This window comes from Caldimonas tepidiphila (assembly GCF_003569765.1).
GTDB classification, from domain to species: domain Bacteria; phylum Pseudomonadota; class Gammaproteobacteria; order Burkholderiales; family Burkholderiaceae_C; genus Caldimonas; species Caldimonas tepidiphila.
On sequence record NZ_QXMG01000067.1, the window covers coordinates 1 to 24,853 of the forward strand.

Consider the following 24,853-nt stretch of genomic DNA (forward strand, 5'->3'; position numbering starts at 1 on the left):
AGAACGCGCCGCAGTTCCTCGCGCTGCCCAACGTCGCGGTGTGCGGCGGCTCGTGGCTGACGCCCGCGGATGCGGTGCGGGACCGGGACTGGGGGCGCATCACGGCGCTGGCGCGCGAGGCGGCGCGTCTCGGAAAGCCGGTGTGAAGTGAAGGATACGGGGCGGTGCCGGGCGGCGCCGTCCCGTGCAGGGATCGCCGCCAGGCGACCCTGGAGGCACGACCCCGTGGGCGCATGCCCGCGGGCAGCGGGTGGCCCGCAGCCGCCTTAGGCGTCCGCAGTCGTGAACTCGCAGTGCCCCGCCAGCGACTCGCCCGGCGTCAGCGTGCGGGCGCCGGTGCCGGGGATGCCGGCGGCGTGCAGCGAGAAGGCGTCCACCGTGTGGCTGGCCGGCTCGATGCAGAAGTAGCCGGGGCCCGTGGGGCGGAACACCACCAGGTGCGACAGCGACTCCGAGGCGGCCAGCCGCACCGGGCTGCCGATGCTGCGGGTCACGCGCATGCCGCCGCTCCAGCCGCCGTAGAACATCGTGAAGCTCGACGAATGGGGCATCGGCGCCATCCGGTGGAACTCGTGCCGCGGCTCGAGCGGCACCGGCCCCGCGTTCAGCGTGTCGGCGGTCGGCAGCCAGCGCTCGGTGGCGTCGAACTCCAGCCGGACATCGTCGCCGCCGGCGAGATAGGGATGCAGGCCGATGCCGGCCGGCATCGGCTGCTCGCCGGTGTTGAAGAGCTGCAGCGAGGCGCGCAGGCTGTCGCGCCCGAGCTCGTACATCAGCTCGGCGCGATAGCGCCACGGCCAGTGCGCGTCGGGCTCGTGCCCGTAGGCGAGCCGCACCGAGCCGCCGCCGCGCTCGAGCACCGTCCACGGATGGCGGTGCCCGGTGCCGTGCAGCGTGTGCGGCCGCGCCTCGGGGTGGGATTCCAGCTGCACCAGCCCGCCCTCGTGGGGCAGGCGGGCGTGGGCGATGCGGCCGTGGTAGGGCACCAGCGGGTACAGGCCGCCCTTGGGCCAGAAGGTCAGGTCGGTGCCCGGGGCCAGCTCGGGGCAGGGGTGCAGCAGCGTCGTGACGCCGCCCGCGCCGTCCTCGAGCAGGCAGGCCGTCGCGCGGCCGCCCAGCCAGGGCGCCACATGCAGGCGGGCGCGGCCCGCGGCGAGTTCGATGATTCCGTCCATGTGTCGGTCTCCTCCTGTCGCCCGCCGCGGGCGGGGTGGCGTGCTGCCGGCCTTGTCCTTGCCCCCGGCCGCTGGCGCGGCCGGGCGACGCGGCCTCAGGCCAGCGTGTAGGCGGTCTTCACCGTGGTGTAGAACTCCGCCGCGTAGCGGCCCTGCTCGCGCGGGCCGTAGCTCGAGCCCTTGCGGCCGCCGAAGGGCACGTGGTAGTCGACGCCCGCCGTCGGCAGGTTGACCATCACCATGCCGGCCTGCGAGTGGCGCTTGAAGTGCGTCGCGTACTTCAGCGAGGTGGTGGCGATGCCGGCGGCCAGCCCGAAGGGCGTGTCGTTGGCAAGCGCGAGTGCCTCGTCGTAGTCCTTCACGCGCAGCACGCTCGCCACCGGGCCGAAGATCTCGTCGCGGTTGATCTTCATCGACGCGGTCGTATCGACGAAGAGCGCGGGCGCGAGGAAGTGGCCCTCGGTCTCGCAGACCACGCGCTGGCCGCCCGCGACGAGCCGCGCGCCCTCGGTCTGGCCGATGTCGATGTAGCGCAGGTCCTGGTCGAGCTGGCTCGCGGAGACCACCGGGCCGATGTCGGTGCCGGCGGCCAGCGCGTGGCCGACCTTGATCTTCTGCATGCGCTCGGCGAGCGCGGCGACGAAGCGGTCGTGGATGCCCTCGGTGACGATCAGGCGGCTCGACGCGGTGCAGCGCTGGCCGGTGGACCAGAAGGCGCTCTGCGCGCAGAGTTCCACCGCGACGCCGAGGTCGGCGTCGTCTAGCACGATCTGCGGGTTCTTGCCGCCCATCTCGAGCTGCACCTTGGCGCCGCGCGCGACGCAGGCCGCGGCCACCTGGCGGCCGATGTTGACCGAGCCGGTGAAGCTCACGCCGTCGATGCCGGCGTGGTCGGCGATCGCCTGGCCGACCTCGCGGCCCGCGCCCATCACCAGGTTGAAGACGCCCGCGGGCAGACCTGCGCGCGAGATGATCTCGGCCAGCGCCCAGGCGCTGCCCGGCACCAGGTCGGCGGGCTTGAACACCACGCAGTTGCCGTAGGCCAGCGCCGGCGCGATCTTCCACGCGGGGATCGCGATCGGGAAGTTCCAGGGGCTGATGATGCCGATGACGCCCAGCGGCTCGCGCGTGACCTCGACGCCGATGCCCGGGCGCACCGAGGGCAGCACCTCGCCCGCGAGGCGCAGGCACTCGCCGGCGAAGAACTTGAAGATGTTGCCGGCGCGGGCGACCTCGCCGATCGCCTCGGGACGGGTCTTGCCCTCCTCGCGGGCGAGCAGCGCGCCGAGCTCCTCGCGGCGGGCCAGGATCTCGCTGCCGATGCGGTCGAGCGCGTCGGCGCGCAGCTGGATGCCGCTGGTGCTCCAGGCGGGGAAGGCGGCGCGCGCGGCCTGCACCGCGCGGTCGACGTCGGCGGCGCTGCCGCTGGCGTACTCGCCGATCGCGTCGGCGAGGTCGGACGGGTTGACATTGGTGGCCAGGCCCTTGCCCGCCACCCACTCGCCGCCGATGTAGTTCAGATGAGGCTTGTGGCTCATGGGTGGACGCTCCTTATTGCGGGCCCATCTTGTCGATCAGCGCGGCGAGCTGCTCGCGCTCGTAGGCGCCGACGTCGGTCAGCGGCGCGCGCACGGGGCCCGCGGGGTGGCCGACCAGCGCGGCGCCGGCCTTGACCAGGCTCACCGCGTAGCCCGGGCAGCGGTTGCGCAGCGCGATGAAGGGCAGGAAGAACTCGCGCAGCAGGCGGCTCTGGGTCTCGCGGTCGTCGCTGGCGATCGCGTTGTAGAACTCCATCGCGGTTTTCGGCACGAAGTTGAACGCGGCCGACGAGTAGACCGGCACGCCCAGCGCCTTGTAGGCGGCGGCGAAGACTTCCGCGGTCGGCAGGCCGCCGAGGTAGGAGAAGCGGTCGCCCATGCGCTCGCGGATGCTGACCATCAGCTCGATGTCGCCGGTGCCGTCCTTGAAGCCCACCAGGTTCGGGCAACGCTCGGCCAGGCGCTCGAGCTGGTCGGGGCCGAGGCGGCAGACCGAGCGGTTGTAGACCATCACGCCGATGTCCACCGACTTGCAGACCGCTTCCACGTGATCGGCGACGCCGTCGGCCGGGGCTTCCGTCAGGTAGTGCGGCAGCAGCAGGATGCCCTGCGCGCCCACGCGCTGCGCTTCCTTGGCGAAGGCGATCGCGGTGCGGGTCGGGCCGCCGGCGCCGGCGATGATCGGCACCTTGCCGCGGCAGGTCTCGACCGCGGTCTGAACGATCGCGGAGTACTCCTGCTGCTCCAGCGAGAAGAACTCGCCGGTGCCGCCGGCCGAGAAGAGGGCCGTCGCGCCGTAGGGGGCGAGCCATTCCAGGCGCTGCGCGTAGGTGTCCGCCTTGAAGTTGCCGTCGGCGTCGAAGTCCGTCAGCGGGAAGGACAGCAGGCCGTGGGAGATGACTTTCTTGAGTTCTTGCGGCGACATGGAGATTCCAGTAGGAGTGAGTGGGGGGAGGAAAGGAGAGGGTCGGGCGCGCCGGATCAGTCCAGGCGCACCTCGGCCTGCTTGACCACGGTCGCCCAGCGGGCGCGCTCGGTCTCGAAGAAACGGTCGATCTCGGCCGGGGCCATCGTCGTGACCTCGGCGCCCTGGGCGACGAGCTTGGCGCGCACCTCGGGCGAGCGGATGACGCGCACCAGCTCCGCGTTGAGGCGCTGCATCACCTGCGGCGGCGTGCCGCGCGGCATCAGCACGCCCTGCCAGGTGCCGGACTCGAAGTCCTTGACACCCTGCTCGGCGAGCGTGGGTACGTCGGGGATCAGCGCCATGCGCTGGCGCTTGGAGACGCCGAGCACCTTGAGCCGGCCGCTCTGCACATGCGGCCAGGTGGCGAGCATGCCGTTCATCAGCATGTCGGCCTGTCCGCCGACGGTGTCGCTGATCGCCTGCGCGCCGCCCTTGTAGGGCACGTACTGCCAGTTCGCGCCGGTGGCGCGCTCGACGGCGACGCCGGCCAGGTGCGGCGCGCTGCCGATCGCGGTGACTGCGAAGTTGACCGGCTTGGTCTTCGACAGCGCCACCAGCTCCTTCAGGTTGTTCGCCGGCACCGAGGGGTGCACCACCAGCAGGTGCGGCGAGTAGGCGAGCATCGTCACGCCCTTGAGGTCCTTGGACGGATCGAAGGCCAGCTTGGTGTAGACGGAGGGGCTGATCGCGAGCGCGCCGACGTCGCACAGCAGCAGCGTGTGGCCGTCGTTCGACTTCACGACCTCGGCGGCGCCGAGGTTGCCGTTGGCGCCGGCGCGGTTCTCGATCACCACCGGCTGGCCCAGCGCCTGCGACAGCGGCTGGGAGATCAGGCGGGCGATCGTGTCGGAGGAGCCGCCGGGCGGGTAGGGCACGACGATGCGCAGCGGCTTGGTCGGCCATGCGGCGGTCTGCGCGGCGAGCGGGCCGGCGGCCACGGCGAGCGCCAGGGCGCCGAGGCTGCCCAGCAGCAGGCGACGGGAAGGATGGGGGACGACACTCATGGCAGGTCTCCTGGGTTCTTGTCTCCGAAGCGCCGGAACCCCGAGGGCCTGCCGCCACCGTGGTGGCGAGGGGCTTTCAGCGGCCCGGCAACCGGGGCCTGGGGCCCCTTGTCATTTCGTTGTCAGTCATCGTACAACAGGATTTGAGACAGAACAAGCAGGGTCGTCCTACCTCGTTTGCGGGAAGGTCGGGTGCCGGGCGGCCTCAGCTGGCCGCGGCGGTCTGGGCCCGGCGCAGGCGCTCGCGGCTGTTGGCGAGGTGCGTGCGCATCGCGGCGCGCGCGCCCTCGGGGTCCTGGTTCGTGATCGCGTTGATGATGCTCTCGTGCTCGCCGTTGACGCGCCGCAGGTACTCCTGGCGCGCGGTGTCCGCGGCGCGCGCGGTGTTGACCCGCGTGCGCGGGATCAGCAGCGTGCCGACGTAGCCCATCAGCTCGCTGAAGTGCGGGTTCTGCGTCGCGCGCGCGATCTCGAGATGGAAGCGGAAGTCGTGCTGCACCGTGTCGCCCTCGCTCTCCACGGCGGCGGCGAAGGCGTCGAGCGCCTCGCGCATCGCGGCGAGGTTGTCCTCGGTGCGGCGCACCGCGGCGAGCGCCGCCGCCTCGGTCTCGAGGCTGATGCGCAGCTCCAGCACCGCGATCACGTCGCGCACGGTGGCGAGCTGCTCGACGTCGATGCGGAAGGTCGGCGCATCCACCACGCCGACGACGAAGGTGCCGACGCCGTGGCGCGTGCGCACCAGCCCCGCGGCCTGCAGCTTCGAGATCGCCTCGCGCACCACGGTGCGGCTCACGCCGAACTCTTCCATGATCTCCGCCTCGGTGGGCAGCTTGGCGCCCGCCTCCAGCTTGCCGGAGCGGATGCGCTCGCTGAGCGTGTCGACGACGCCGACCGCGAGCGTGCGGGGGCGGCGGGAGAGAGCAGGAGAGACGTTCATTGGGAACCTAGAGAAAACCCTGAGAAGCTTGTCTTGACAGCAGAGGGGTGGTGGACGACCATTCGCACAGTTGTATGACAACGGATGACATACGACACACCGTTGCAAGCACTGTATAGCAAAAACCGACCGCGATTCCGCTCCCCCATCATGCCCGACACCCCCGTGACTTCCCTGCGTTTCAACCGCCTGCTGCTCACCGGTGCCGCCGGCGGTCTGGGGCGTGAGCTGCGCACCCGCCTCAAGCGCTACTGCGAGACGCTGCGCCTGAGCGACGTCGCCGACCTGGGCGCCGCCGCCCCCGGCGAGGAGCTGCGCCCGGCGCGCCTCGAGGACCGCGCCGCGATGGTCGAGCTGCTGCAGGGCGTGGACGCCGTGGTGCACCTCGGCGGCGTGTCGGTCGAGGCGCCCTTCGAGCCGATCCTGCAGGCCAACATCCTCGGCCTCCACAACCTCTACGAGGCCGCGCGCCTCAACGGCGTCAAGCGCGTGATCTTCGCGAGCTCCAACCACGTCGTCGGCTACTACCGCCAGGACGAGGTGATCGACGCGCGCGACCCGATGCGCCCGGACACGCTCTACGGCGTCAGCAAGGCCTTCGGCGAGAGCCTGTCGCGCTTCTACTGGGACCGCTACGGCATCGAGACCGTCTGCGTGCGCGTCGGCTCCTCCTTCCCCGAGCCGGTCGACCGCCGCATGCTCGCCACCTGGATGAGCTACGACGACCTCGAGCGCCTCGTGATGTCCTGCCTGAGCGCGCCGGTGGTCGGCCACAGCATCGTCTTCGGCATCTCCGACAACCGCACGAAGTGGTGGGACAACAAGTACGCCGCCCACCTCGGCTACGTGCCCCAGGACAGCTCCGAGCCCTTCCGCGCCGCGGTCGAGGCGCGCCAGCAGTCGATCGACCTGAAGGACCCGGCCGCGATCTACCAGGGCGGCGGCTTCGTGCACGCCGGCCCCTTCGACAAGTAAGACCGTCGCATTCCCGCTTTCCCCCCGTCCGTTCCACGACTCCAAAAGACCCACCGGAGACACAGCATGAATTTCCGCAGAACCCTGCTTGCCGCCTGCGCCGCCGTCGCCGCGCTGCAGTTCGCCCCGATCGTCCAGGCCCAGACCATGACGATCAAGGCCGCCGACATCCACCCCGCCGGCTACCCGAACGTCGTCGCGGTCGAGAACATGGGCAAGAAGCTCGAGGCCGCCACCAAGGGCCGCATCAAGCTCCAGATGTTCCCGGGCGGCGTGCTCGGCGGCGAGAAGGAGATGATCGAGCAGACGCAGTTCGGCGCCATCGGCCTGCTGCGCACCTCGCTCGGCCCCGTCGGCACCGTGGTGCCCGAGGTCAACGTCTTCAACATGCCCTTCATCTTCCGTGACGAGGCGCACATGCGCGCCGTCATCGACGGCCCGATCGGCAACGAGCTGCTCGAGAAGATCACCAACTCGCCGGCCAAGCTGGTCGCGCTGGGCTGGATGGACGGCGGCTCGCGCAGCCTCTACACGAAGAAGCCGGTGCGCACGCCCGCCGACCTCAAGGGCGTGAAGGTGCGCATGATGGGCAACCCGATGTTCGTCGAGACGATGAACGCGATGGGCGGCAACGGCATCTCGATGGGCTACGGCGAGGTGTTCAGCGCGCTGCAGACCGGCGTCGTGGACGGCGCCGAGAACAACCCGCCGAGCTACTTCACCAGCAACCACTACAGCACCGGCGCGAAGTACTACAGCCAGACCAATCACCTGATGATCCCCGAGATCTTCGTGATGTCGAAGGCCACCTGGGGCAAGCTCTCGGCCGAGGACCAGGCGCTGGTGAAGAAGTTCGCCCGCGAGGCGCAGATGGAGCAGCGCGCGCTGTGGGACAAGAGCGTGGCCGAGAACACCGCCAAGCTCAAGGCTGCCGGCGTCGAGTTCATCAACGTCGACACCAAGCCCTTCTACGAGGCCACCGCACCGGTGCGCGCGAAGTACGGCGCGCAGTTCGCCGACCTGATGAAGCGCATCGAGGCGGTCAACAAGTAAGGCCGTCGGCCTGACCGGGGCGGCGCGCCCTGCCGGCGGCGTCGCCCCTTTTTCGTTTCCGTCAATTTTCGGGCCTGCACATGGACCACCCCCTCATCCGCCTGATGGATCGGCTCTATCTCGCCGCCATCTGGGTTTCCGGCGCGGCGATCTTCTTCATGTCGCTGATCATTCCCTGGGGTGTGTTCGCCCGCTACGTGCTGGGAGCAGGCTCGCAGTGGCCGGAGCCGATCGCGATCCTGCTGATGATGGTCTTCACCTTCATCGGCGCCTCGGCCGCCTACCGCGCCGGCGGCCACATCGCGGTGACGATGCTCACCGACACCTTCCCGCGTCCGCTGCGCCGCGCGATCGGCTGGCTGGTCGACGCGCTGCTGGCGGTCGCCTGCTGCTTCGTCGCCTATTACGGCACCCGGCTGTGCATCGAGACGATGGGCCAGTCGGTGAGCGAGCTGCCGTGGCTGCCGGTGGGCGTGACCTACGCCTCGCTGCCGATCGGCTCGATCCTGACGCTGTTGTTCCTGATCGAGAAGTGCGTGTTCGGCCCGCAGACGCATCGCCGCGTGGTGCGCTACGAGACCTGGAGCGAGGACGACGAACCCGCGCCGACGCGTGAGCCGCTCCAGGCGCCCGCCTCCGCGGCTCAGCAGTCCCGCTCCGCCGAACCCGCCTCCGGCGCACGCGCCAAGGCGACCCAACCCCTCACGGAAGGAGTCCGCTGATGGACGCGTTCGTTTTGCTGGGCAGCTTCTTCGCCCTCGTGCTGCTGGGCGTGCCGATCGCCTATTCGCTCGGTCTCGCGGCCCTGGTCGGCGCACTGTGGATCGAGCTGCCGCTCGACGCGGTGATGATCCAGATCGCCTCCGGCGTCAACAAGTTCTCGCTGCTGGCGATCCCCTTCTTCGTGCTCGCCGGCGCGATCATGGCCGAGGGCGGCATGTCGCGCCGCCTGGTGGCCTTCGCCAGCGTGCTGGTGGGCTTCATCCGCGGCGGCCTGTCGCTGGTCAACATCCTCGCCTCCACCTTCTTCGGCTCGATCTCCGGCTCGTCGGTGGCCGACACCGCCTCGGTCGGCTCGGTGCTGATCCCCGAGATGGAGAAGAAAGGCTATCCGCGCCCCTTCGCGACCGCCGTCACGGTCAGCAGCTCGGTGCAGTCGATCCTGATCCCGCCCAGCCACAACGCGGTGCTGTACTCGCTCGCGGCCGGCGGCACGGTCTCGATCAGCGCGCTGTTCATGGCCGGCGTGCTGCCGGGCCTGCTGCTGTGCCTGACGCTGTGCGTGATGTGCCTCTTCATCGCCAAGAAGAACGACTACCCGAAGGGCGACGTCATTCCGCTCAAGCAGGCGCTGAAGATCTGCGCCGACGCGATGTGGGGCCTGATGACGATGGTCATCATCCTCGGCGGCATCCTGTCGGGCGTGTTCACGGCCAACGAGTCGGCGTCGATCGCGGTGCTGTGGGCCTTCTTCGTCACGATGTTCATCTATCGCGACTACAAGTGGCGTGACCTGCCGAAGCTCGTGCACCGCACCGTCAAGACCGTCACCGTGGTGATGATCCTGATCGGCTTCGCGGCATCCTTCGGCTACATGATGACGATGATGCAGATCCCGATGCAGGTGACGCAGTTCCTCACCGGCATCTCGGACAACAAGTACGTCATCCTGATGCTCGTGAACATCATGCTGCTGCTGCTGGGCTGCCTGATGGACATGTCGCCGCTGATCCTGATCTGCACGCCGATCCTGCTGCCGGTGATGGTCTCGCTCGGCATCGACCCGGTGCACTTCGGCATGATCATGATGATCAACCTCGGCATGGGCCTGATCACGCCCCCGGTCGGCACGGTGCTGTTCGTCGGCAGCGCGGTCGCCAAGCTGCCGCTTGGCGTGGTGTCTCGCTCGATGGTGCCCTTCTTCATCGCGCTGTTCATCGTGCTGATGATGATCACCTACATCCCCGCGCTGTCGCTGTGGCTGCCGCGCACCCTGGGCCTGTGAGCGGAGGACACGACATGAACGACCAACTCGTGATCGTCTCCTGCGCCGACAGCGGCGAGCTGCACACGCTGCGGCTTGCCTCCGACGGCAGCCTCTCCCCGCAGCAGGTGCTGCCGCTCGGCGGCCAGCTGATGCCGATGGCCTTCAGCCCCGACCGCCGCCGCCTCTACGTCGCGCGTCGCTCGGAGCCGCTCGCGGTGCTGACGCTGGCAGTGGACGCCGGCAACGGCCGGCTCGAGCTGCTGGCCGAGACGCCGCTGCCGGCCAGCATGGCCTACGTCTGCACCGACCGCAGCGGGCGCTTCCTGTTCAGCGCGTCCTACGGCGGCAACCAGATCGCGGTGCAGCGCATCGACGACGAGGGCGTCGTGCTGCCCGAGGCGACCGTGATCCCGACCGCGCCGAACGCGCACGCGATCGCTCCGTCGCCCGACAACCGCCAGGTGCTCGCCACCGCGCTCGGCGGCGGCCACCTGATGCGCTTCGGCTTCGACGCCGCGAACGGGACGCTGATCCCGCAGGATCCGCCGCTCGTGCCGGTGCACGAGGGCGCGGGGCCGCGCCACTTCGTCTTCAACCGCGACGGCGACCGCGTCTACCTGCTCAACGAGCTCGACGCGACGCTGGTGGTCTTCGAACGCGACCTGGAGAGCGGCGCGCTCGCCGCGCTGCAGACGCTCGGCACCGTGCCCGCGGGCTTCGACGGCGAGCCCTGGGCGGCCGACCTGCACCTCTCGCCCTGCGGCCGCTGGCTCTACAGCTGCGAGCGCCGCACCAGCACGATCGCGGGCTTCGCCGTGGAGGCCGACGGCCGGCTGCGCCCGATCGGCCACTGGCCGACGCAGCCGCAGCCGCGCGGCTTCCGCATCGGTCCCGACGGCCGCCACCTCGTGTCCTCGGGGCAGCTGAGCAGCGAGCTCGACGTGTTCGCGATCGATGCCGACAGCGGCGCGCTGAGCCTGCTCGGGCACGGACCGGTCGGAGCCAATCCGAACTGGATCGAGATGCTGGAGCTGCCCGCCGCCTGAGGCGCGACCCCCCGGCGTCTGCCGGCACATCGCCGGGCGGGCTGCGACCCGCCCGTTTCCGTTTCCGTCCCCACCGATCGCCGATGACCGAACTGCTGCTGCTGGTGCCGATCGCCTTCCTCGCGGGGGTGGCCAACGCCATCGTCGGCGGCGGCGGGCTGATGGTGGTGCCGGGGCTCTTCAGCGCCTACCCGGGCGCGCTGCCCGCGACGCTGCTCGGCACCGACAAGGCCGCGTCCGTGCCCGGCCACGGCATGGCGATCGCGCAGTACGCGCGCCGCATCGAGCTGCCCTGGCGGCTGCTCGCGCCGAGCGCGGCCGCCGCGCTCGTCGGCGCCTACGCCGGCGCGACCTGCGCGCACCTGATGCCCACCGCATGGATGCGCCCGCTCGTGATCGCGCTGGCCTCGCTGATGCTCGTCTACACGGCGCTGAACCCGAAGATGGGCGCGCAGGACCAGGCCGGCCCCGTCACCGGCCGCACCCGCGCGCTCGGCATGCTGCTCGGCGGCGCGATCGGCTTCTACGACGGCTTCTTCGGACCCGGCGCCGGCACCTTCCTGCTGTTCCTGTTCGTCAAGGTCTTCCGCTTCGACTTCCTGCGCGCGGCGGCCTGCTCGAAGGTGCTGAACATGACCACCAACGTCGCCGCGCTGAGCTTCTTCCTGCCCAACGGCCACGTCGCCTGGGGCGCCGCCGTGCCGATGGGCGCCGCGGCGATCGCCGGCTCCGTGCTCGGCACCCGCATCGCGCTGCGCGGCGGCAGCTCCCGCGTGCGCTTCTTCTTCCTCGGCATCTCGACGCTGCTGCTGGCGAAGATGGTCGCGGACCTGCTGAGGGACTGAACCGAGCCGCTCGCTCGTCCCACCCCCGAAAACACCACCGGAGACCTCCACGATGCCCATTCCCTCTGCACGGTGCCTGCTCGGCGCGCTTCCCCTGATGGCCGCCCTGCTGCTGGGCGGGCTGTCCGCCGAGGCCCGGGAGATGAAGGGCTGGAGCATCCATGCCGACGACTACCCGGTGAACCTCGGCATGCAGCGCTTCGCCGACGCGGTGGCCCGCGTCACGAAGGGCCGCGACACCGCGCGGGTGCATCCCAGCGGGCAGCTCGCGCCGCAGAACGCGGTGCTCGACAAGCTGCGCACGGGCGAGATCGACTTCGCGGAGATCGGCATCGTCGGCTACGGCGACCACGTGCCTGCCCTGAAGGTGCTCGGCCTGCCCTACATCTTCCACGACAGCACCCAGATGTTCTCGCTGCTCGACGGCGCGCTCGGCGAGCTGCTGGCGACCGAGCTCGAGAAGGTCGACGTGATCCTGCTCGGCTGGTACGACGGCGGCACCCGCAACTTCTACCATCGCGACAGGAAGCTCGCGAAGATCGCCGACTTCCGGGGCGAGAAGCTGCGCGTCGGGCAGACGCAGACGCATATCGAGATGGTCCGCTCGCTCGGCGCCCAGCCGGTCACGCTCGCCTTTAAGGACGTGTACGCCGGCCTCGAGCGCGGCGAGATCGATGGCGCCGAGAACAACCTGCCGTCCTACGAGTCCATGGGACACTACAAGCTCGCGCCGCACTACACCTTCACGCAGCACCTCGTCACGCCGGAGATGCTGCTGTTCAGCAAGAAGAGCTGGCAGCAGCTGTCGCCGCAGGAGCAGGCGCAGCTGCGCGAGGCGGGCCGCGAGTCGGCGCGCTTCATGCGCGAGGAATGGAACCGGCGGGTGAAGGACATCCAGGCGCGGCTCTCGAAGCAGGGCGTGCAGTTCCACGCCGCCGGCGACCACGGCCCGTTGATGCGCCGCATGAAGCCGCTCTACGAGTCGTTCTGGAGCGCCAAGGACCCGGTCAGCCGCCAGGTGGTGGCGCTGATCCTCGCCAACCTGTCGGCCTCGGCCGCCCGCTGACTCCCAAACAAACTCACTTTCACGACGGCGCCGTCTTGCGGCCCGTTCCTCCAGAAGGACCACCATCATGTCCGACCCGACTCCGCACCAGACACCGCTCTACATCCGCATGCACGAGTGCGACAACGTCGCGATCGTCGCCAACGACGGCGGGCTGCCCGAGGGAACGGTGTTCCCCTGCGGGCTGACGCTGCGCGAGAAGGTGCCGCAGGGCCACAAGGTCGCGCTCGTCGACCTGCCTGCGGGCAGCGCCGTGCTGCGCTACAACGTCGCCATCGGCTACGCCGAGCGCGACATCCCGGCCGGCAGCTGGGTGCACGAGCGCCTGCTGAAGATGCCCGACGCGCGCGGGCTCAACGACCTGCCGATCGCCACGAGAAGCCGCGAGCCGCTGCCGCCCCTGGAGGGCTACACCTTCGAGGGCTACCGCAACGCCGACGGCTCGGTGGGCACGCGCAACATCCTCGCGATCACGACCACCGTGCAGTGCGTGGCGGGCGTGGTCGAGCACGCGGTGCGCCGCATCAAGGCCGAGCTGCTGCCGCAGTATCCGAACGTCGACGACGTGGTGGGCCTGGAGCACGGCTACGGCTGCGGCGTCGCGATCGACGCGCCCGACGCGGTGATCCCGATCCGCACGCTGCGCAACATCAGCCTGAACCCGAACTTCGGCGGCAGCGCGATGGTCGTGAGCCTCGGCTGCGAGAAGCTGCAGCCCGAGCGGCTGCTGCCGCCGGGCACCATTCCCGTGCTTGACAGCCGCGGCGAGAACCAGACCGGCTTCGACCTCGTCTGCCTGCAGGACGACGAGCATGTCGGCTTCGACTCGATGATCGACTCGATCATGAGGACCGCCAAGACGCACCTCGAGCGGCTGAACGCGCGCCGCCGCGAGACGGTGCCGGCGTCCGAGCTCGTCGTCGGCGTGCAGTGCGGCGGCAGCGACGCCTTCTCGGGCGTGACCGCCAACCCGGCGGTCGGCTTCGCCTCCGACCTGCTGGTGCGCGCCGGCGCCTCGGTGATGTTCTCCGAGGTCACCGAGGTGCGCGACGGGATCGACCAGCTCACCTCGCGCGCGGCGAGCCCCGAGGTGGCCGAGGCGATGATCCGCGAGATGGCCTGGTACGACGCCTACCTCAACCGCGGCCGGGTCGATCGCAGCGCCAACACCTCGCCCGGCAACAAGAAGGGCGGCCTGTCCAACATCGTCGAGAAGGCGATGGGCTCGATCATCAAGTCGGGCAGCGCGCCGATCGCGGGCGTGCTGTCGCCCGGCGAGAAGCTGAAGCAGAAGGGCCTGATCTACGCCGCGACGCCCGCGAGCGACTTCATCTGCGGCACGCTCCAGCTCGCCGCCGGCATGAACCTGCACATCTTCACCACCGGCCGCGGCACGCCCTACGGGCTGGCCGAGTGCCCGGTGATCAAGGTCGCCACGCGCAGCGACCTCGCGCGCCGCTGGCACGACCTGATGGACGTGAACGCCGGGCGCATCGCCGAGGGGCGCGCGACGATCGAGGACGTGGGCTGGGAGCTGTTCCACCTGATGCTCGACGTGGCCAGCGGCCGCAGGAAGACCTGGGCCGAGCAGCACAAGCTGCACAACTCGCTGGTGCTGTTCAACCCGGCGCCGGTGACCTGAGCCGGGCCGCGGGGAAGGGCCGGCGGGACGGCCCGGGCGTGCGGTGATGCCGCCGTCCCGGGACCGGCGCACCGCAGCGGGCGTGCCGGGGGCACGCCTGCAGGCCCGCGATTTCCCCAGGAATCGCGAGGCATCCCGCGTCGCGCGCTAGACTCGCGCTCCTTTGGAGGGCGGCACTTCGCCGCCCCCGCCTGCAGGGGCTCGCCGGGCACGGTCCGCCGGCCTCCTCCCGCCCCCTTTCCCCCGTATGACGCGCTTTCTCCTGCTGCTGTTGTCGAGGCAGCGGGCAGTCGGCCTCAGGTTCCTGCTGATGTCGCTGCCGCTGCTGGTCGTCGTGCCGGTGCTCTGCTACGCGGCGCTGCTGCTGTTCCTGATGGCGCAGCAGAGCCGGGAGGACACCACGCACGATCTCGAGATCACCCACCGCGCGCTCTCGCTGGTGGTCGAGCGCGAGCTGACCCAGATGGAGAAGACGATGAGGCTGGTGGCCGAGTCGCCGATGCTGGCCGGGAGCGACCTCGACGACGAGCACTTGCAATCGCTGATGCGCGGCATCGTCGACGCGGGCTGGGGCTTTCACACCTTCGCGGTGCTCGACCGCCAGGGCCAGGCGCTCATCGAGTTCCCCGGGCCGCGCCGGCCTCGCCCGGACGCGCGCCTGAGGCCCCATCACGAGGAGGTGTTCAGGACCGGCCGCCCGGTGCTCTCGGACCTGCACGAGAGCATCCTCGACGGCAAGCTCTCGATGTCGATCAACCTGCCGGTGATGGGCGACGAGCAGGTGCGCGCGGTGCTGACGGCCCGCATCGAGCCCGCCCACCTGGGGCGGCTGCTGGCCGGGCAGACCGGCCGGCCCGAGATGATCGCGACGCTGCTCGACGGCCAGCGCCAGATCGTCGCGCGCAGCCAGGAGATGGACCGCTTCTTCGGGCGCGTGCCCAGCCCCCAGACGCTCGACGCGATCGACTCCGCGCCCAGCGGGACGTGGCGCTTCCTCACGCTCGACGGCAAGGAGCTGCTCTGGGCCTGGAGCGCGCTGCCGAACGGCTGGACCCTGCTGCTCGGCACCCCGGCCAAGCAGGCCGACGAGGCCTTGCGCGACTCGATGATCCGCCTCGCGACCGGCGGGCTGCTCGCGCTGGTGCTGGGGCTCGGCCTCGCGGCGCTGGTGGCGCGGCGCATCACCCGCTCGGTCGACGCGATGGGCGAGAACGCGGCGCGCCTCGCGCAAGGGAAGGCGGCCGAGTACTACCGTCCCTCGGGCATCCGGCAGCTCGACCAGCTCTACCACGCCCTCGAGACCGCCAGCCAGCGGCTGGTGACCGCGCTGCAGGAGCGCGCCCGTGCGCTCGAGTCCGAGCGCGCCGCCCGCGCCCTGGCGGACGAGCACAACCGCGCCAAGGACGTGTTCATCGCCACGCTGGCGCACGAGCTGCGCAACCCGCTGTCGCCGATCCGCACCGCGGCGCAGGTCGTCAAGACGCCGCGCAGCGACGAGGCGGTGCGGCGCCGCGCGGTCGAGGTGATCGACCGCCAGGTCGCCGCGATGGCGCGCCTGCTCGACGACCTGCTCGACATCTCGCGCATCAGCACCGGCCGCATCCGCCTCGCCCCCCGGCGCCTCACGCTGCGCTCGGTGCTGGAGTCGGCGGTCGAGGTCGCCCGCCCGCTGATCGAGAAACGCGGCCACACGCTGACGGTGGAACTGCCCGACAGCGAGGTGTGGCTCGACGCGGATCCCCTGCGCCTGGGGCAGGTGTTCTCGAACCTGCTGACCAATGCCGCCAAGTACACCGAGCCGGGCGGGCGCATCGACGTGAAGGCCCGCCAGGACGGGGGCGAGGTCGTGGTGGGCATCCGCGACACCGGCATCGGCATCGAGCGCGAGGCGCTCGGCGGCGTGTTCGAGATGTTCTCGCAGGTGAAGAGCCCGCTGGACCGCTCCGAGGGCGGCCTCGGCATCGGCCTCGCGCTGGTGCGGGGTCTGGTCGGCTTGCAGGGCGGCTGGGTGAGCGCCCACAGCGAGGGGCTGGGCCGGGGCAGCGAGTTCCGCGTCGGCCTTCCCGTCGCCTCGGCCGACGCCGCGCCCGCTCCCGGCGAGGGGCGGCCGGGCGATGCGGCAGCGGACGCGCCGCGGCTGCGCATCCTGGTGGCCGACGACAACCGCGACGCCGCGGAGAGCCTCGCGCTGCTGCTGGCCCAGGAGGGCCACGAGACGCGGGTGGCCCACGGCGGCGAGGCCGCGCTGCAGCAGGCCGAGGCCTTCAGGCCCGACCTCGCCTGTCTCGACATCGGCATGCCGGACCTCAACGGCTACGAGGTGGCGCAGCGCCTGCGGGCGACGCCCTGGGGCGCACGGATCAGGCTCGTCGCCCTCACCGGCTGGGGCACCGAAGAGGACCGCCGGCGCGCGCTGCAGGCCGGCTTCGACGCCCACCTGACCAAGCCGGTGGACCTGCAGGCGCTGTCCCGCCTGCTGCGGGAGTCTCCGCAACAGTCCGCCCCCGGCGGCTGAGGCGGCGCGCCGCCCCGGCCTCGGCCCGCAGGGCGGCGGGGCGACGAGGGGCTTCAGTCCGCCTGCCCGAGCGCCTGCAGCAGCCGCTCGCGCACCGCCTTCGACGAGGGCAGGCGGCCGTTGCTCCAGCCGAAGCGCACCGTGAGGTAGCCCGCCTCGGCCGCGCGCGCATCGCGGTCGGCGTCGCGCGCGCGGGCCTCGTCGCCGTGGTGCGAGCGGTCGTCGAGCTCGACGAGGCAGACCACGTCCAGCGCCTCATCGGCGAGGCAGAAGTCGATGCGGTTGGCGCGGATGCGCGCCCAGTCGCCGAGCGCGCGCCGCGCGTCGCGGCGGCTCGCCGACTGCATGTCGACCGCGGCCTCCATGATCGCGCCCATCGACACCTGCGGAAAGACGTGCAGCTCGGGCACCGCGCGGCGCAGGATCGCGAAGAACTGCTTCTCCGCCGGGCTCATCAGCGCCCGCGCCCGGTAGCGCGGGCCGCGCGGGCGCAGCGCCCACCACAGCAGCAGGACGACGAGGACGGCGAGGGCGGCGGCAGCCGCCAGGGACAGCGAGGACGACATCGGCAAGGCGCGGGCAAGGGCGCGGGAAACGGCGCGGCAATGTAGCCGAGGCGCGGTTGCCTGTCCCGCGGAAAAGATGCCCCGCGCACAGGACCAAGGGCCGACGGCTATCTGCGGGACAGCTCCTGCCGCCGCGCCAGCGCCTCGTTGATTGCCGGACCCACGCTGCTCTCGAGCGCGACGATGCCGTGCCCTTGCGCGACGACCCGGTCGTCGACCACGGCGGCGAAGAAGGGGGTGCCCCGCTTGCGCAGCAGGGGCTTGCCGTCCGCGCCGCGGCCGGCCAGCCACCGCAGCTCCGGCGGCAGCAGCCCCGGCGTCACCGTGCCGCGGTAACCCCCCAGCGACGCCTTCACGTAGCCGATCGACGGGAAGTCGGGGATCGTCTGCTCCATCATCTGCTTGCGCCCGAAGAACTCGGCCTCGTAGCCGCGGCAGTAAGGGCAGTCGGTCGCCCCCACGTAGACCAGCCAGATCTTCGAATCAGGACGAATGCGGGACATCGCTGCCTGCCGGGCCAACTCCCTGGGGCCCGCGCGCAACTCCTCGAGTTCCTCGTCCGCGATCCGCGTCCAGCGCACCGGGAGGATCTTCCCGGTCTTCGTGCGCAGGCTGCCCTCAACGAGCGTATCGCCAGCCTGGAACTGCACTTCCATCACGGCGTCAGCCGGCGTGACGAACTTCAGCCGCAGCATGTCGCCACCGATTTCCGCATTCCAGCCGGAGACCGTCTTGCCCGCGCCACCCAGAAAGCCGTAGCGGGTGGCGCCGGGCCAGAGCCGCCCGCCGTCGCGCTGAACGCCGGAGACGATCAGGAAGCGGTCCCGCGCGTCGCCCCCCACCGAGATCAGCCACGCGCCCTCGAGCGCCTCGGCCGCCGCATCCTGCGGCGGGTCGCTCGCACCGACGGGCAGACCCACCAGCAACAGGAGCGCGGCACACCAGATCCGGATCGTCGCGGACAAAAAGCTCATCGGGGCGTGCTCCTGCCAGAAGGATGACGGGGCAGGCGGTCGCGATTCGCCGTGCCCCCGAACTGCCGCCGAGCATAGCAGTGGCGGTAGACGCGCCCCCGACGAGGAGGGGCGGCCGCGAGCGGCTCGGGCGGGCACGACGAGGGGCGATGCGGTCCTTCCTGCGCCGGCGAGCTCCTCTCCAACCGCACTGGACGATGGCGCATCCGGGCCGCGCCGCCCGGAAACTAGAATGGCCGCCCCCCGCGAACCGAGCGAGCAGGCAGGAACCGTGAACGAGAAGGCGCCGAGCAACGAGGACCTGCGCGTGTTCATCGCCGTGGCGCGCAAGTCGGGCTTCGCCGCGGCGGCCCAGGAGCTGGGCGCCTCGCCCGCCTACGTCACCAAGCGCATCCGCGTGCTCGAGGCGGAGCTGGGCGTGAAGCTTTTCCACCGCACCACGCGCCGCGTCGTCGTCACCGAGGACGGCGAGCGGGTCTACCGCTGGGCGCAGCGCATCCTCGACGACATCGACCAGCTGCTGCAGGAGGTGTCGGCGACGCGGCGCGTGCCGCGCGGGCTGCTGCGCATCTGCAGCAGCTTCGGCTTCGGCCGCAACCGCGTCGCGCCGGCCATCTCGGCACTGGTGGCGCGCCACCCGACGCTGCAGGTGCGCTTCGAGGTCTTCGACCGGCTGGTGGACATCGCGAGCGAGGGCTTCGACCTCGACGTGCGGGTGGGCGACGAGATCGCGCCGCACCTGATCGCGCGGCGCCTCGCCTCCAACCACCGCGTGCTGTGCGCGGCGCCCGCCTACCTGGCGCGCCGCGGCACGCCGCGCGCGCTGGCCGAGCTGGCACAGCACGACTGCCTGGTGATCAAGGAGCGCGACCATCCCTTCGGCGTGTGGACGCTGCGCCGCGGCGGTGGCGGCGGCAGCGAGGCCGAGACGGTCAAGGTCACCGGCCCGCTGTCGTCGAACCACGGCGAGATCGCGCTGCAGTGGGGCGTGGACGGCCACGGCATCCTGCTGCGCTCGCGCTGGGACGTCGCGCCGCTGCTGCGCGCGGGCCGGCTGGTGCAGGTGCTGCCCGAGTACACGCAGGAGGCCAATGTCTGGGCGGTCTACCCCTCGCGGCTCGGCACCTCGGCCAAGGTGCGGGTGTGCGTCGAGTTCCTGCAGGAGTATTTCGGGCGCGGGGAGGGGGAGGATGGGGGGTGAAGGGCTGAGGCGGGGAGGGAGGGGCGTTTCCCGGTAGTGACTCGTTGACGAGTGCTACGGAGTTGGGTCTGGCGGAGGAACGGGGCGCTGGGGCGAGGTTTTCTATCAGGTCTGGCAGCGTCGAGAGCTGCACCAACCACCGGCTATGGTTTTGCAGTCCGCACCTTGTTTTCCGATCTGGGCTGTGAAGGCGAAGCGCCGTGGGAGACTATTCTAATGAATAGGCTTGAGAATTCGCTGCGTGAATTTTTTTGGGAGGCTTATTGCTTTCGGGCTGGGGGAAATCCTTGCGGGCTGAAATGGCCTGTCCCCGCTAAAGGCGATGCAGTTTAATCAGTTGGCTAATGGTTTAGAACGGAATTTCATCATCATCGCTTCCAAAATAAGGCGGCAATATTTTTTGGTGATTGGGTTTTTCAAGGGGGGTTCCATTTTCATTTTCTGAACCAATGCTCCCTAGTCTTATCAAAAATCTAAGGGTTCTTTGGAAGCGCTCTTCTTCGAAGTCTATTTCTGGATCATCAAATAAATTTTTGCAGTGTTTTATAACGTTTTCGGTTGCTTGCTCGGTGGATTCGTTGGTTGTCGAGCGGAATAAATTAATGTACTCTGTTAATTGGATGGCTTGATAAGCTGCTGTCGAAAGGATGGCTGCGGTTCTTTCAATTCTTTCTTCGGATAATCTGTATCCATGCATTGTATGCTCGTGAAAATCTAGTTGAGACTGGTATTGTTTCCAGTCCTTGGGGTCAAATTCAAACTTGCTACCCCATGAAATTTCTTGATTGAGCCATCTGTCAGAATCCTGCGTTGCATCGTCATTGTCACGCATCTTTTCTAAGGCCAAATCGGGAAGTTTTTTTGAGCAGACATCTCTGGCGTGTTTTAAGCTTCGAAGTAGCATATCTTTTGGGTTTAATCCCGCAAGGATGAGTTGTTCGACCGTTGCGTCTAAAATTTTTTGTAATGCATCTGCAGTGTTTTTCATGGCAGTGTTATTTTGCGTGAAAGGAAGTTGTGGGCTGTTTGGTAATCCCAGCATTTTAGCCAAACCGTCCTCCGATGGTGGAGAGGGTCGATATATTTGGCTAAACGGAATATATTTGCATCTCCATCTTTATGGCTCTGGCGAGGCCATCTAGGTCGCCATAAAGACTTTTGCTGTTTATATTCATCTTTCGAAGTAATGCGAATGCGTTTTTATAAAGGTGCGTCGGCACGATAAATTTGAGGGCGGATACTTTTTCGTAAAGTTTTAGGCCTAACACTTCTTCAATTCGCAATCCGCGATTTCCAGAAAGCAAAAATGACCCTGCCTGTCTATCAAGTCGTGCATTTAAAAGCTTTGGTTCGGCAATCCATGCAATGTCATACGAAAACCTGTCTACGACCTTGTCGAATATTTCGTCTTGCCGCTCAAAGACAGTGACTCTTGTTTCATTAAAGGCGGAGTCCTTCGTTTTTATGTGAGCTATTGAGCTTTCTAGAATTGCTGTGTAATCAATTGCGTACAGGGCAAGATCGCAATTGGATTGGGGGTTGTAAGCTTCAAGTGCGAAGTAGAGCGCAATATATGGACTTTCCGTGAAATCCAGAAGTCGCGTAGGAACCCCGTAGTGTTGCATGATTGAAAGCCATGCAAGTTTTGACTCTGGTTGCGTGTTCTCTCGATCGTATAAATGGAACTTTGATCGAAATTTTTTAAGAGAGTAGTCCTCAAACTTCTGAGCTTCGCTACTAGACCATTTGCTTCCTACAATTCTTTCCAGTGATGATTGGAGTGGCCAATCCGCATTGGCTTGACCGCGATATAAGAAGTTATTGGGGAGTTCGTTGACTGCTTGTAAAAGTTGATCGACGCTCTCAATCGGAACCTGCTTCATTGCTTCTTACTCGCTTGTATTGAGCCAAAAGTTCGGAGATGACAATTTCGGGGCGGTGGCTATCTTCATCATATCTTCGTTTGACCGGGTCGCCGCAAAGGTTTATGGTTATTGCCTTTTGACCTTCTTTCTTTTGTATTCTGGCCGAAGCTTCATTCCCGGTTGAGGCTGTGCTGCGAGTTACTTCGCTTAAAATTTTTCTGTTAAGGTTGTCGCCAGAAATTGTTGCTGAGCCTTTATAGCCATCTGCGGCAGAAATATACACTGACAATGGTTTTTGAAAGTGCTCGTCCGCATCAAATGGGTTGGGGCCACGAAAAGTTGCTGAGAAACGGAAAACACGATATGCGTCGTTCAGTGCTTTCAAAAATCCATCCGGGTCTGGGATAGGGAGTACTTCAACCGTGAGTGAGTTTCTTGCGACCACGCCAGTACGTGATAGTAGTTGTTCCAGGCGATTCGCAATGCCTTTAGCGTTTTTTGACAACTCTATCTTCTTTGCTATTCCAATAATCCCCCAGTTTGCATCAAATACGCAGTGGGTATAAGGGCTTTCTTCTAGCTCTTCCTCAATAAAATCTCCCGTTCGTTCGTCAAATTTTCCAATCGTCGAACTGCTTATTTTTCCGATTGCAAAATATCCAGACGATGAATTGTGGGGGAAGAATCGAAGATTTCCTACGTGCCACTCATATCCGGCACGTAATGGCGCAGAGGGCCTTTCAGAAAGGGCTCTGATAAGAGCGTCATGCGGAGTGGTGTTCTCTTGAAATAAAGATGGTTGATGCGGTTTTATGAATTTTACGCGGAAAAGGCTATACTCTATTGATGCCATGGTTTGATGTTATTGTTAATTCAAATGTAGAATTGTATGTGTTTTGTGTAACATTAATTAGGTTGCGCATCGCTACCATGATAAGTAGCCTGAAAGTTAGTGAGCGATTGTGGATGAGTCCGTTCTCGTTGGGAAGGCCTCTTGCTCTGCCTGTCATCCATGCCGTGTTAGGCAACCTAACAATCCTAGGATCAATGAGAATCGCCTTTCATTCTCTTCTGTCGAAGATTTGTATGCGTTGTAGGTGACTGCGTCACATTCATCGCACGTTGTTGGCATGCTGCTATTTAATGCTTTTCCAATGATTTTTCAGGTTGAGTGAAGAAACAGGTGTTCTTGGCGACGTTCAAATCTTTCGACGTCGGCTCAATTCGCCATGAAAAGAGCATTTCCAGGATTGCGAAAAGAGTCGGTCGAAGTAAAGCCGGGCAACTTCATCCTCGCACTGCCAGTTCAATCAGATACCCCGCCCGCCATTCCCGAAGGAAGGTCTCCGCCCCCCTCCATCCCGCTACTGCCCTCATGGAGATCGATTTGCGGTCGGCCACGCCGCGGAGTACCGTGGCCTTGCATTCCCGCCCCCGCCCCGACGCGCTTGCGGCGCCCGGCCCGGGCCGTCGCGACAGGCGAGTTGCGGCCCCAGGCCGCGAAGGGAGGAGCGATGAACAAGGCCGTGGGTCGGTTCGGCGCGGCGCTCGCGGGCGCCGCCCTGCTTGCCGCCGTGGTGCCGGCGGGCGCGCAGACGCTGCTCGGCGTCTACGAAGGCGGACAGGGCTGGAAGATGGAGCGGGTGAGGGCGCTGGAGGCGTGGCAGGAGCGACGCCACGCGGTGGTGAACCTCTACACCGACTGGTGCAACCGCACCAAGACGCTCGACAACCTGTTCAACCAGCAACTGCCCAACATCTGGAAGAACGGCAACGTGCCGATGGTCACCTGGGAGCCCTTCCTGTGCTCGCCGGCGGCCACGCCGAACGACGTCGAGAGGCGCGCCGCGGCCGGGATGTACGAGGGCTACCTCAAGGAATGGGCGCGCCGCATGAAGCTCTTCCTGAACGGGCCGGACGGCCGGCCGGACACCGGCGACGAACGCCGCGTCTACCTGCGCCTGGCGCACGAGATGAACGGCAACTGGTACCCGTGGAGCGCGGAGTCGGCGGCGGACACGGAGAGCTACAAGGAGATGTGGAAGTACGTGCACGGCACCTTCCGCCAGCAAGGCATCCCGAGCACTCAGCTCCAATGGGTCTGGTGCGCCAACCACCAGGACTTCGGCGGTTTCCCGGCGGAGGACTTCTATCCCGGCGACGGCTATGTCGATTGGCTGGCCGTCGACGGCTACAACTGGGGCTCGAGCGAGACCTGGTCCCACTGGGCGACGCCGAACGAGGTCTTCGGCGACATGGTGGCCCGGGTGCGCCGCCTCGCCTCCACGAAGCCTCTGGCCATCACGGAGGTCGGCAGCACCAGTGCCCACGAGACGTCATCGGCCAACATCGTCGCCAAGAGCGGCTGGCTCAACCAGTTCTTCGACTACGTGGCGGCGAACGACGTGAGGATGATCCTCTGGTTCAACGAGGACAAGGAAACCGACTGGGCGGTGTTCGGGGGCGTCAACGGCGACGGCATCCACAAGGCCGGCCGCACCACCTACAAGACCTACTCGGCGTACAAGGACAGGTTGATCAAAGGCAAATTCGTCTCCGCCGGCACTGCGGCCTCGAACCCGGGGCTGCTGACCGACGACCAGTTCCACGGCGTGCTGCTGCCCTGAGGAATTCCGGGCGGCCCCGGACCCGGCAAGGGCATGCCCGCGCGGCGCCCGGGCGATCCCGGCCGGCCGCGGCGCGCGGGCTCGCCCCGCGACGAGAATCGTCCCGCGCCGCACGCCGGGGCGTTCCCGCGATGCGAGCCAGGCCGAGGAGACAAGCCCGATGATCAAGCTCTACTACCACCCGTCGCCCAACCCCGCCAAGGTCGCCCTGTTCCTGGAGGAGGCCGGGCTGCCCTACGAGGTCGTGCCGGTCGACACCCGCAAGGGCGAGCAGCACGCGCCCGAGTTCCGCGCCATCAACCCGAACGCGAAGACGCCCGCGCTGGTCGACGGCGACGCGGTGGTCTTCGACAGCAACGCGATCCTGCTGTACCTCGCGGAGAAGACCGGGCAGTTCCTGCCCGAGGACACGCCGGCCGCGCGCGGCGCGATGCACTCGTGGCTGATGTTCGTCGCCACCGGCATTGGGCCGTATTCCGGGCAGGCGGTGCACTTCAGGCACTTCGCGCCCGAGCCCAAGGACTACGCGGTCAACCGCTACGACTTCGAGGCTTGGCGGCACTGGACGATCCTCGACGAGCGGCTGGCGGGGCGCCGCTACATGCTTGGCGACACCTACACGCTGGTGGACATGGCGGTGTGGGGCTGGGCGCGGGCGGTGCCGCGCGTGCTCGACGCCGGCGCCTGGGAGAAGCTGCCGAACGTGAAGCGGCTGCTCGACGAGATCAACGCGCGGCCGGCCGCGCAGCGCGCCGAGGCGCTGGCCAAGCGCCACGCCTTCAAGAGCGACTTCGACGACGAGGCGCGGCGCGCGCTCTTCCCGCAGAACGCGCGGCTGCAGGCGGGCGCCGGCGGCGCCTGAGCGGCGGC

General features: G+C 67.6%; 22 protein-coding genes and 1 pseudogene. 13 read left to right on the forward strand and 10 right to left on the reverse strand.

The annotated features are described in order from the left end of the window. Positions 1-146: pseudogene (locus tag D3A59_RS21490) on the forward strand (keto-deoxy-phosphogluconate aldolase); the annotation flags it as partial. A 120-nt stretch (positions 147-266) separates the two neighbouring features. Here D3A59_RS21490 and D3A59_RS21495 read toward each other — a convergent pair. From D3A59_RS21495 to D3A59_RS21515, 5 genes are all read right to left on the reverse strand, one after another. Next, positions 267-1,175, reverse strand: a complete 909-nt coding sequence (locus D3A59_RS21495; RefSeq protein ID WP_119157378.1) for an aldose epimerase family protein — start codon at positions 1,173-1,175, stop codon at positions 267-269. Between the two features lie 95 nt (positions 1,176-1,270). Beyond that, positions 1,271-2,713 (reverse strand): aldehyde dehydrogenase family protein, encoded by a 1,443-nt coding sequence (locus tag D3A59_RS21500; RefSeq protein ID WP_119157379.1) that lies wholly within the window; start codon positions 2,711-2,713, stop codon positions 1,271-1,273. Between the two features lie 13 nt (positions 2,714-2,726). Next, a complete protein-coding gene (kdgD, locus tag D3A59_RS21505; RefSeq protein ID WP_119157380.1) occupies positions 2,727-3,638 on the reverse strand; it encodes a 5-dehydro-4-deoxyglucarate dehydratase in 912 nt (303 codons plus the stop codon). Positions 3,639-3,694: 56 nt separating this feature from the next. Next, complete coding sequence (locus D3A59_RS21510; protein WP_119157381.1) at positions 3,695-4,684, reverse strand: Bug family tripartite tricarboxylate transporter substrate binding protein; 990 nt, start codon at positions 4,682-4,684, stop codon at positions 3,695-3,697. A 205-nt stretch (positions 4,685-4,889) separates the two neighbouring features. Next, positions 4,890-5,621 (reverse strand): FadR/GntR family transcriptional regulator, encoded by a 732-nt coding sequence (locus D3A59_RS21515; protein WP_119157382.1) that lies wholly within the window; start codon positions 5,619-5,621, stop codon positions 4,890-4,892. A gap of 150 nt (positions 5,622-5,771) precedes the next feature. Here D3A59_RS21515 and D3A59_RS21520 point away from each other — a divergent pair, with 150 nt between their 5' ends. From D3A59_RS21520 to D3A59_RS21560, 9 genes are all read left to right on the forward strand, one after another. After that, a complete protein-coding gene (locus D3A59_RS21520; protein WP_119157383.1) occupies positions 5,772-6,596 on the forward strand; it encodes an NAD-dependent epimerase/dehydratase family protein in 825 nt (274 codons plus the stop codon). A gap of 66 nt (positions 6,597-6,662) precedes the next feature. After that, positions 6,663-7,649: a TRAP transporter substrate-binding protein gene (locus tag D3A59_RS21525; protein ID WP_119157384.1), complete on the forward strand. Its 987-nt coding sequence runs from the start codon at positions 6,663-6,665 to the stop codon at positions 7,647-7,649. An 80-nt stretch (positions 7,650-7,729) separates the two neighbouring features. Continuing rightward, positions 7,730-8,371, forward strand: coding sequence for a TRAP transporter small permease (locus D3A59_RS21530; RefSeq protein WP_119157385.1), 642 nt, complete (start codon positions 7,730-7,732; stop codon positions 8,369-8,371). Next, complete coding sequence (locus D3A59_RS21535) at positions 8,371-9,654, forward strand: TRAP transporter large permease (RefSeq protein ID WP_119157386.1); 1,284 nt, start codon at positions 8,371-8,373, stop codon at positions 9,652-9,654. The genes D3A59_RS21530 and D3A59_RS21535 overlap by 1 nt, the downstream gene beginning before the upstream one ends. A 14-nt stretch (positions 9,655-9,668) precedes the next feature. Next, positions 9,669-10,682, forward strand: a complete 1,014-nt coding sequence (locus D3A59_RS21540; protein WP_119157387.1) for a lactonase family protein — start codon at positions 9,669-9,671, stop codon at positions 10,680-10,682. Positions 10,683-10,765: 83 nt separating this feature from the next. After that, complete coding sequence (locus D3A59_RS21545) at positions 10,766-11,527, forward strand: sulfite exporter TauE/SafE family protein (RefSeq protein ID WP_119157388.1); 762 nt, start codon at positions 10,766-10,768, stop codon at positions 11,525-11,527. A gap of 52 nt (positions 11,528-11,579) precedes the next feature. Continuing rightward, the gene (gene dctP / locus D3A59_RS21550) at positions 11,580-12,593 is read left to right on the forward strand and encodes a TRAP transporter substrate-binding protein DctP (protein WP_119157389.1); all 1,014 of its coding nucleotides are present in this window, start codon (positions 11,580-11,582) and stop codon (positions 12,591-12,593) included. 67 nt (positions 12,594-12,660) lie between these two features. Then, positions 12,661-14,235: a galactarate dehydratase gene (gene garD, locus D3A59_RS21555; RefSeq protein WP_119157390.1), complete on the forward strand. Its 1,575-nt coding sequence runs from the start codon at positions 12,661-12,663 to the stop codon at positions 14,233-14,235. Positions 14,236-14,545: 310 nt separating this feature from the next. Further along, on the forward strand, positions 14,546-16,750 hold the full coding sequence (locus tag D3A59_RS21560; protein WP_170162373.1) for a hybrid sensor histidine kinase/response regulator: 2,205 nt from the start codon (positions 14,546-14,548) through the stop codon (positions 16,748-16,750). 53 nt (positions 16,751-16,803) lie between these two features. Here the strand turns inward: D3A59_RS21560 and D3A59_RS21565 are convergent, their stop codons facing one another. Both D3A59_RS21565 and D3A59_RS21570 read right to left on the reverse strand, forming a co-directional pair. Continuing rightward, positions 16,804-17,316, reverse strand: coding sequence for a DUF2726 domain-containing protein (locus tag D3A59_RS21565; protein ID WP_119157392.1), 513 nt, complete (start codon positions 17,314-17,316; stop codon positions 16,804-16,806). Positions 17,317-17,423: 107 nt separating this feature from the next. Continuing rightward, a complete protein-coding gene (locus D3A59_RS21570; RefSeq protein WP_119157393.1) occupies positions 17,424-18,290 on the reverse strand; it encodes a hypothetical protein in 867 nt (288 codons plus the stop codon). A 232-nt stretch (positions 18,291-18,522) separates the two neighbouring features. On the opposite strand from D3A59_RS21570, the gene D3A59_RS21575 reads away from it, so the two are divergent. Next, on the forward strand, positions 18,523-19,491 hold the full coding sequence (locus D3A59_RS21575; RefSeq protein WP_119157394.1) for a LysR substrate-binding domain-containing protein: 969 nt from the start codon (positions 18,523-18,525) through the stop codon (positions 19,489-19,491). 349 nt (positions 19,492-19,840) lie between these two features. Here D3A59_RS21575 and D3A59_RS25565 read toward each other — a convergent pair whose 3' ends face one another. Genes D3A59_RS25565 through D3A59_RS25570 form a run of 3 tightly spaced genes read right to left on the reverse strand, consistent with a single transcriptional unit; the run spans position 19,841 to position 22,209 of the window. Then, positions 19,841-20,542: a hypothetical protein gene (locus tag D3A59_RS25565; protein WP_157991623.1), complete on the reverse strand. Its 702-nt coding sequence runs from the start codon at positions 20,540-20,542 to the stop codon at positions 19,841-19,843. A 37-nt stretch (positions 20,543-20,579) separates the two neighbouring features. Then, the gene (locus D3A59_RS21580) at positions 20,580-21,374 is read right to left on the reverse strand and encodes an FRG domain-containing protein (RefSeq protein ID WP_119157395.1); all 795 of its coding nucleotides are present in this window, start codon (positions 21,372-21,374) and stop codon (positions 20,580-20,582) included. Beyond that, on the reverse strand, positions 21,355-22,209 hold the full coding sequence (locus D3A59_RS25570; RefSeq protein ID WP_157991624.1) for a hypothetical protein: 855 nt from the start codon (positions 22,207-22,209) through the stop codon (positions 21,355-21,357). The genes D3A59_RS21580 and D3A59_RS25570 overlap by 20 nt, the downstream gene beginning before the upstream one ends. 661 nt (positions 22,210-22,870) lie before the next feature. On the opposite strand from D3A59_RS25570, the gene D3A59_RS21585 reads away from it, so the two are divergent. Together D3A59_RS21585 and D3A59_RS21590 are read left to right on the forward strand one after the other, a co-directional pair. Then, complete coding sequence (locus D3A59_RS21585; RefSeq protein ID WP_157991625.1) at positions 22,871-23,983, forward strand: glycoside hydrolase family 26 protein; 1,113 nt, start codon at positions 22,871-22,873, stop codon at positions 23,981-23,983. A 160-nt stretch (positions 23,984-24,143) separates the two neighbouring features. Beyond that, positions 24,144-24,845, forward strand: coding sequence for a glutathione S-transferase family protein (locus D3A59_RS21590; protein ID WP_119157397.1), 702 nt, complete (start codon positions 24,144-24,146; stop codon positions 24,843-24,845). Positions 24,846-24,853 lie beyond the last annotated feature (8 nt).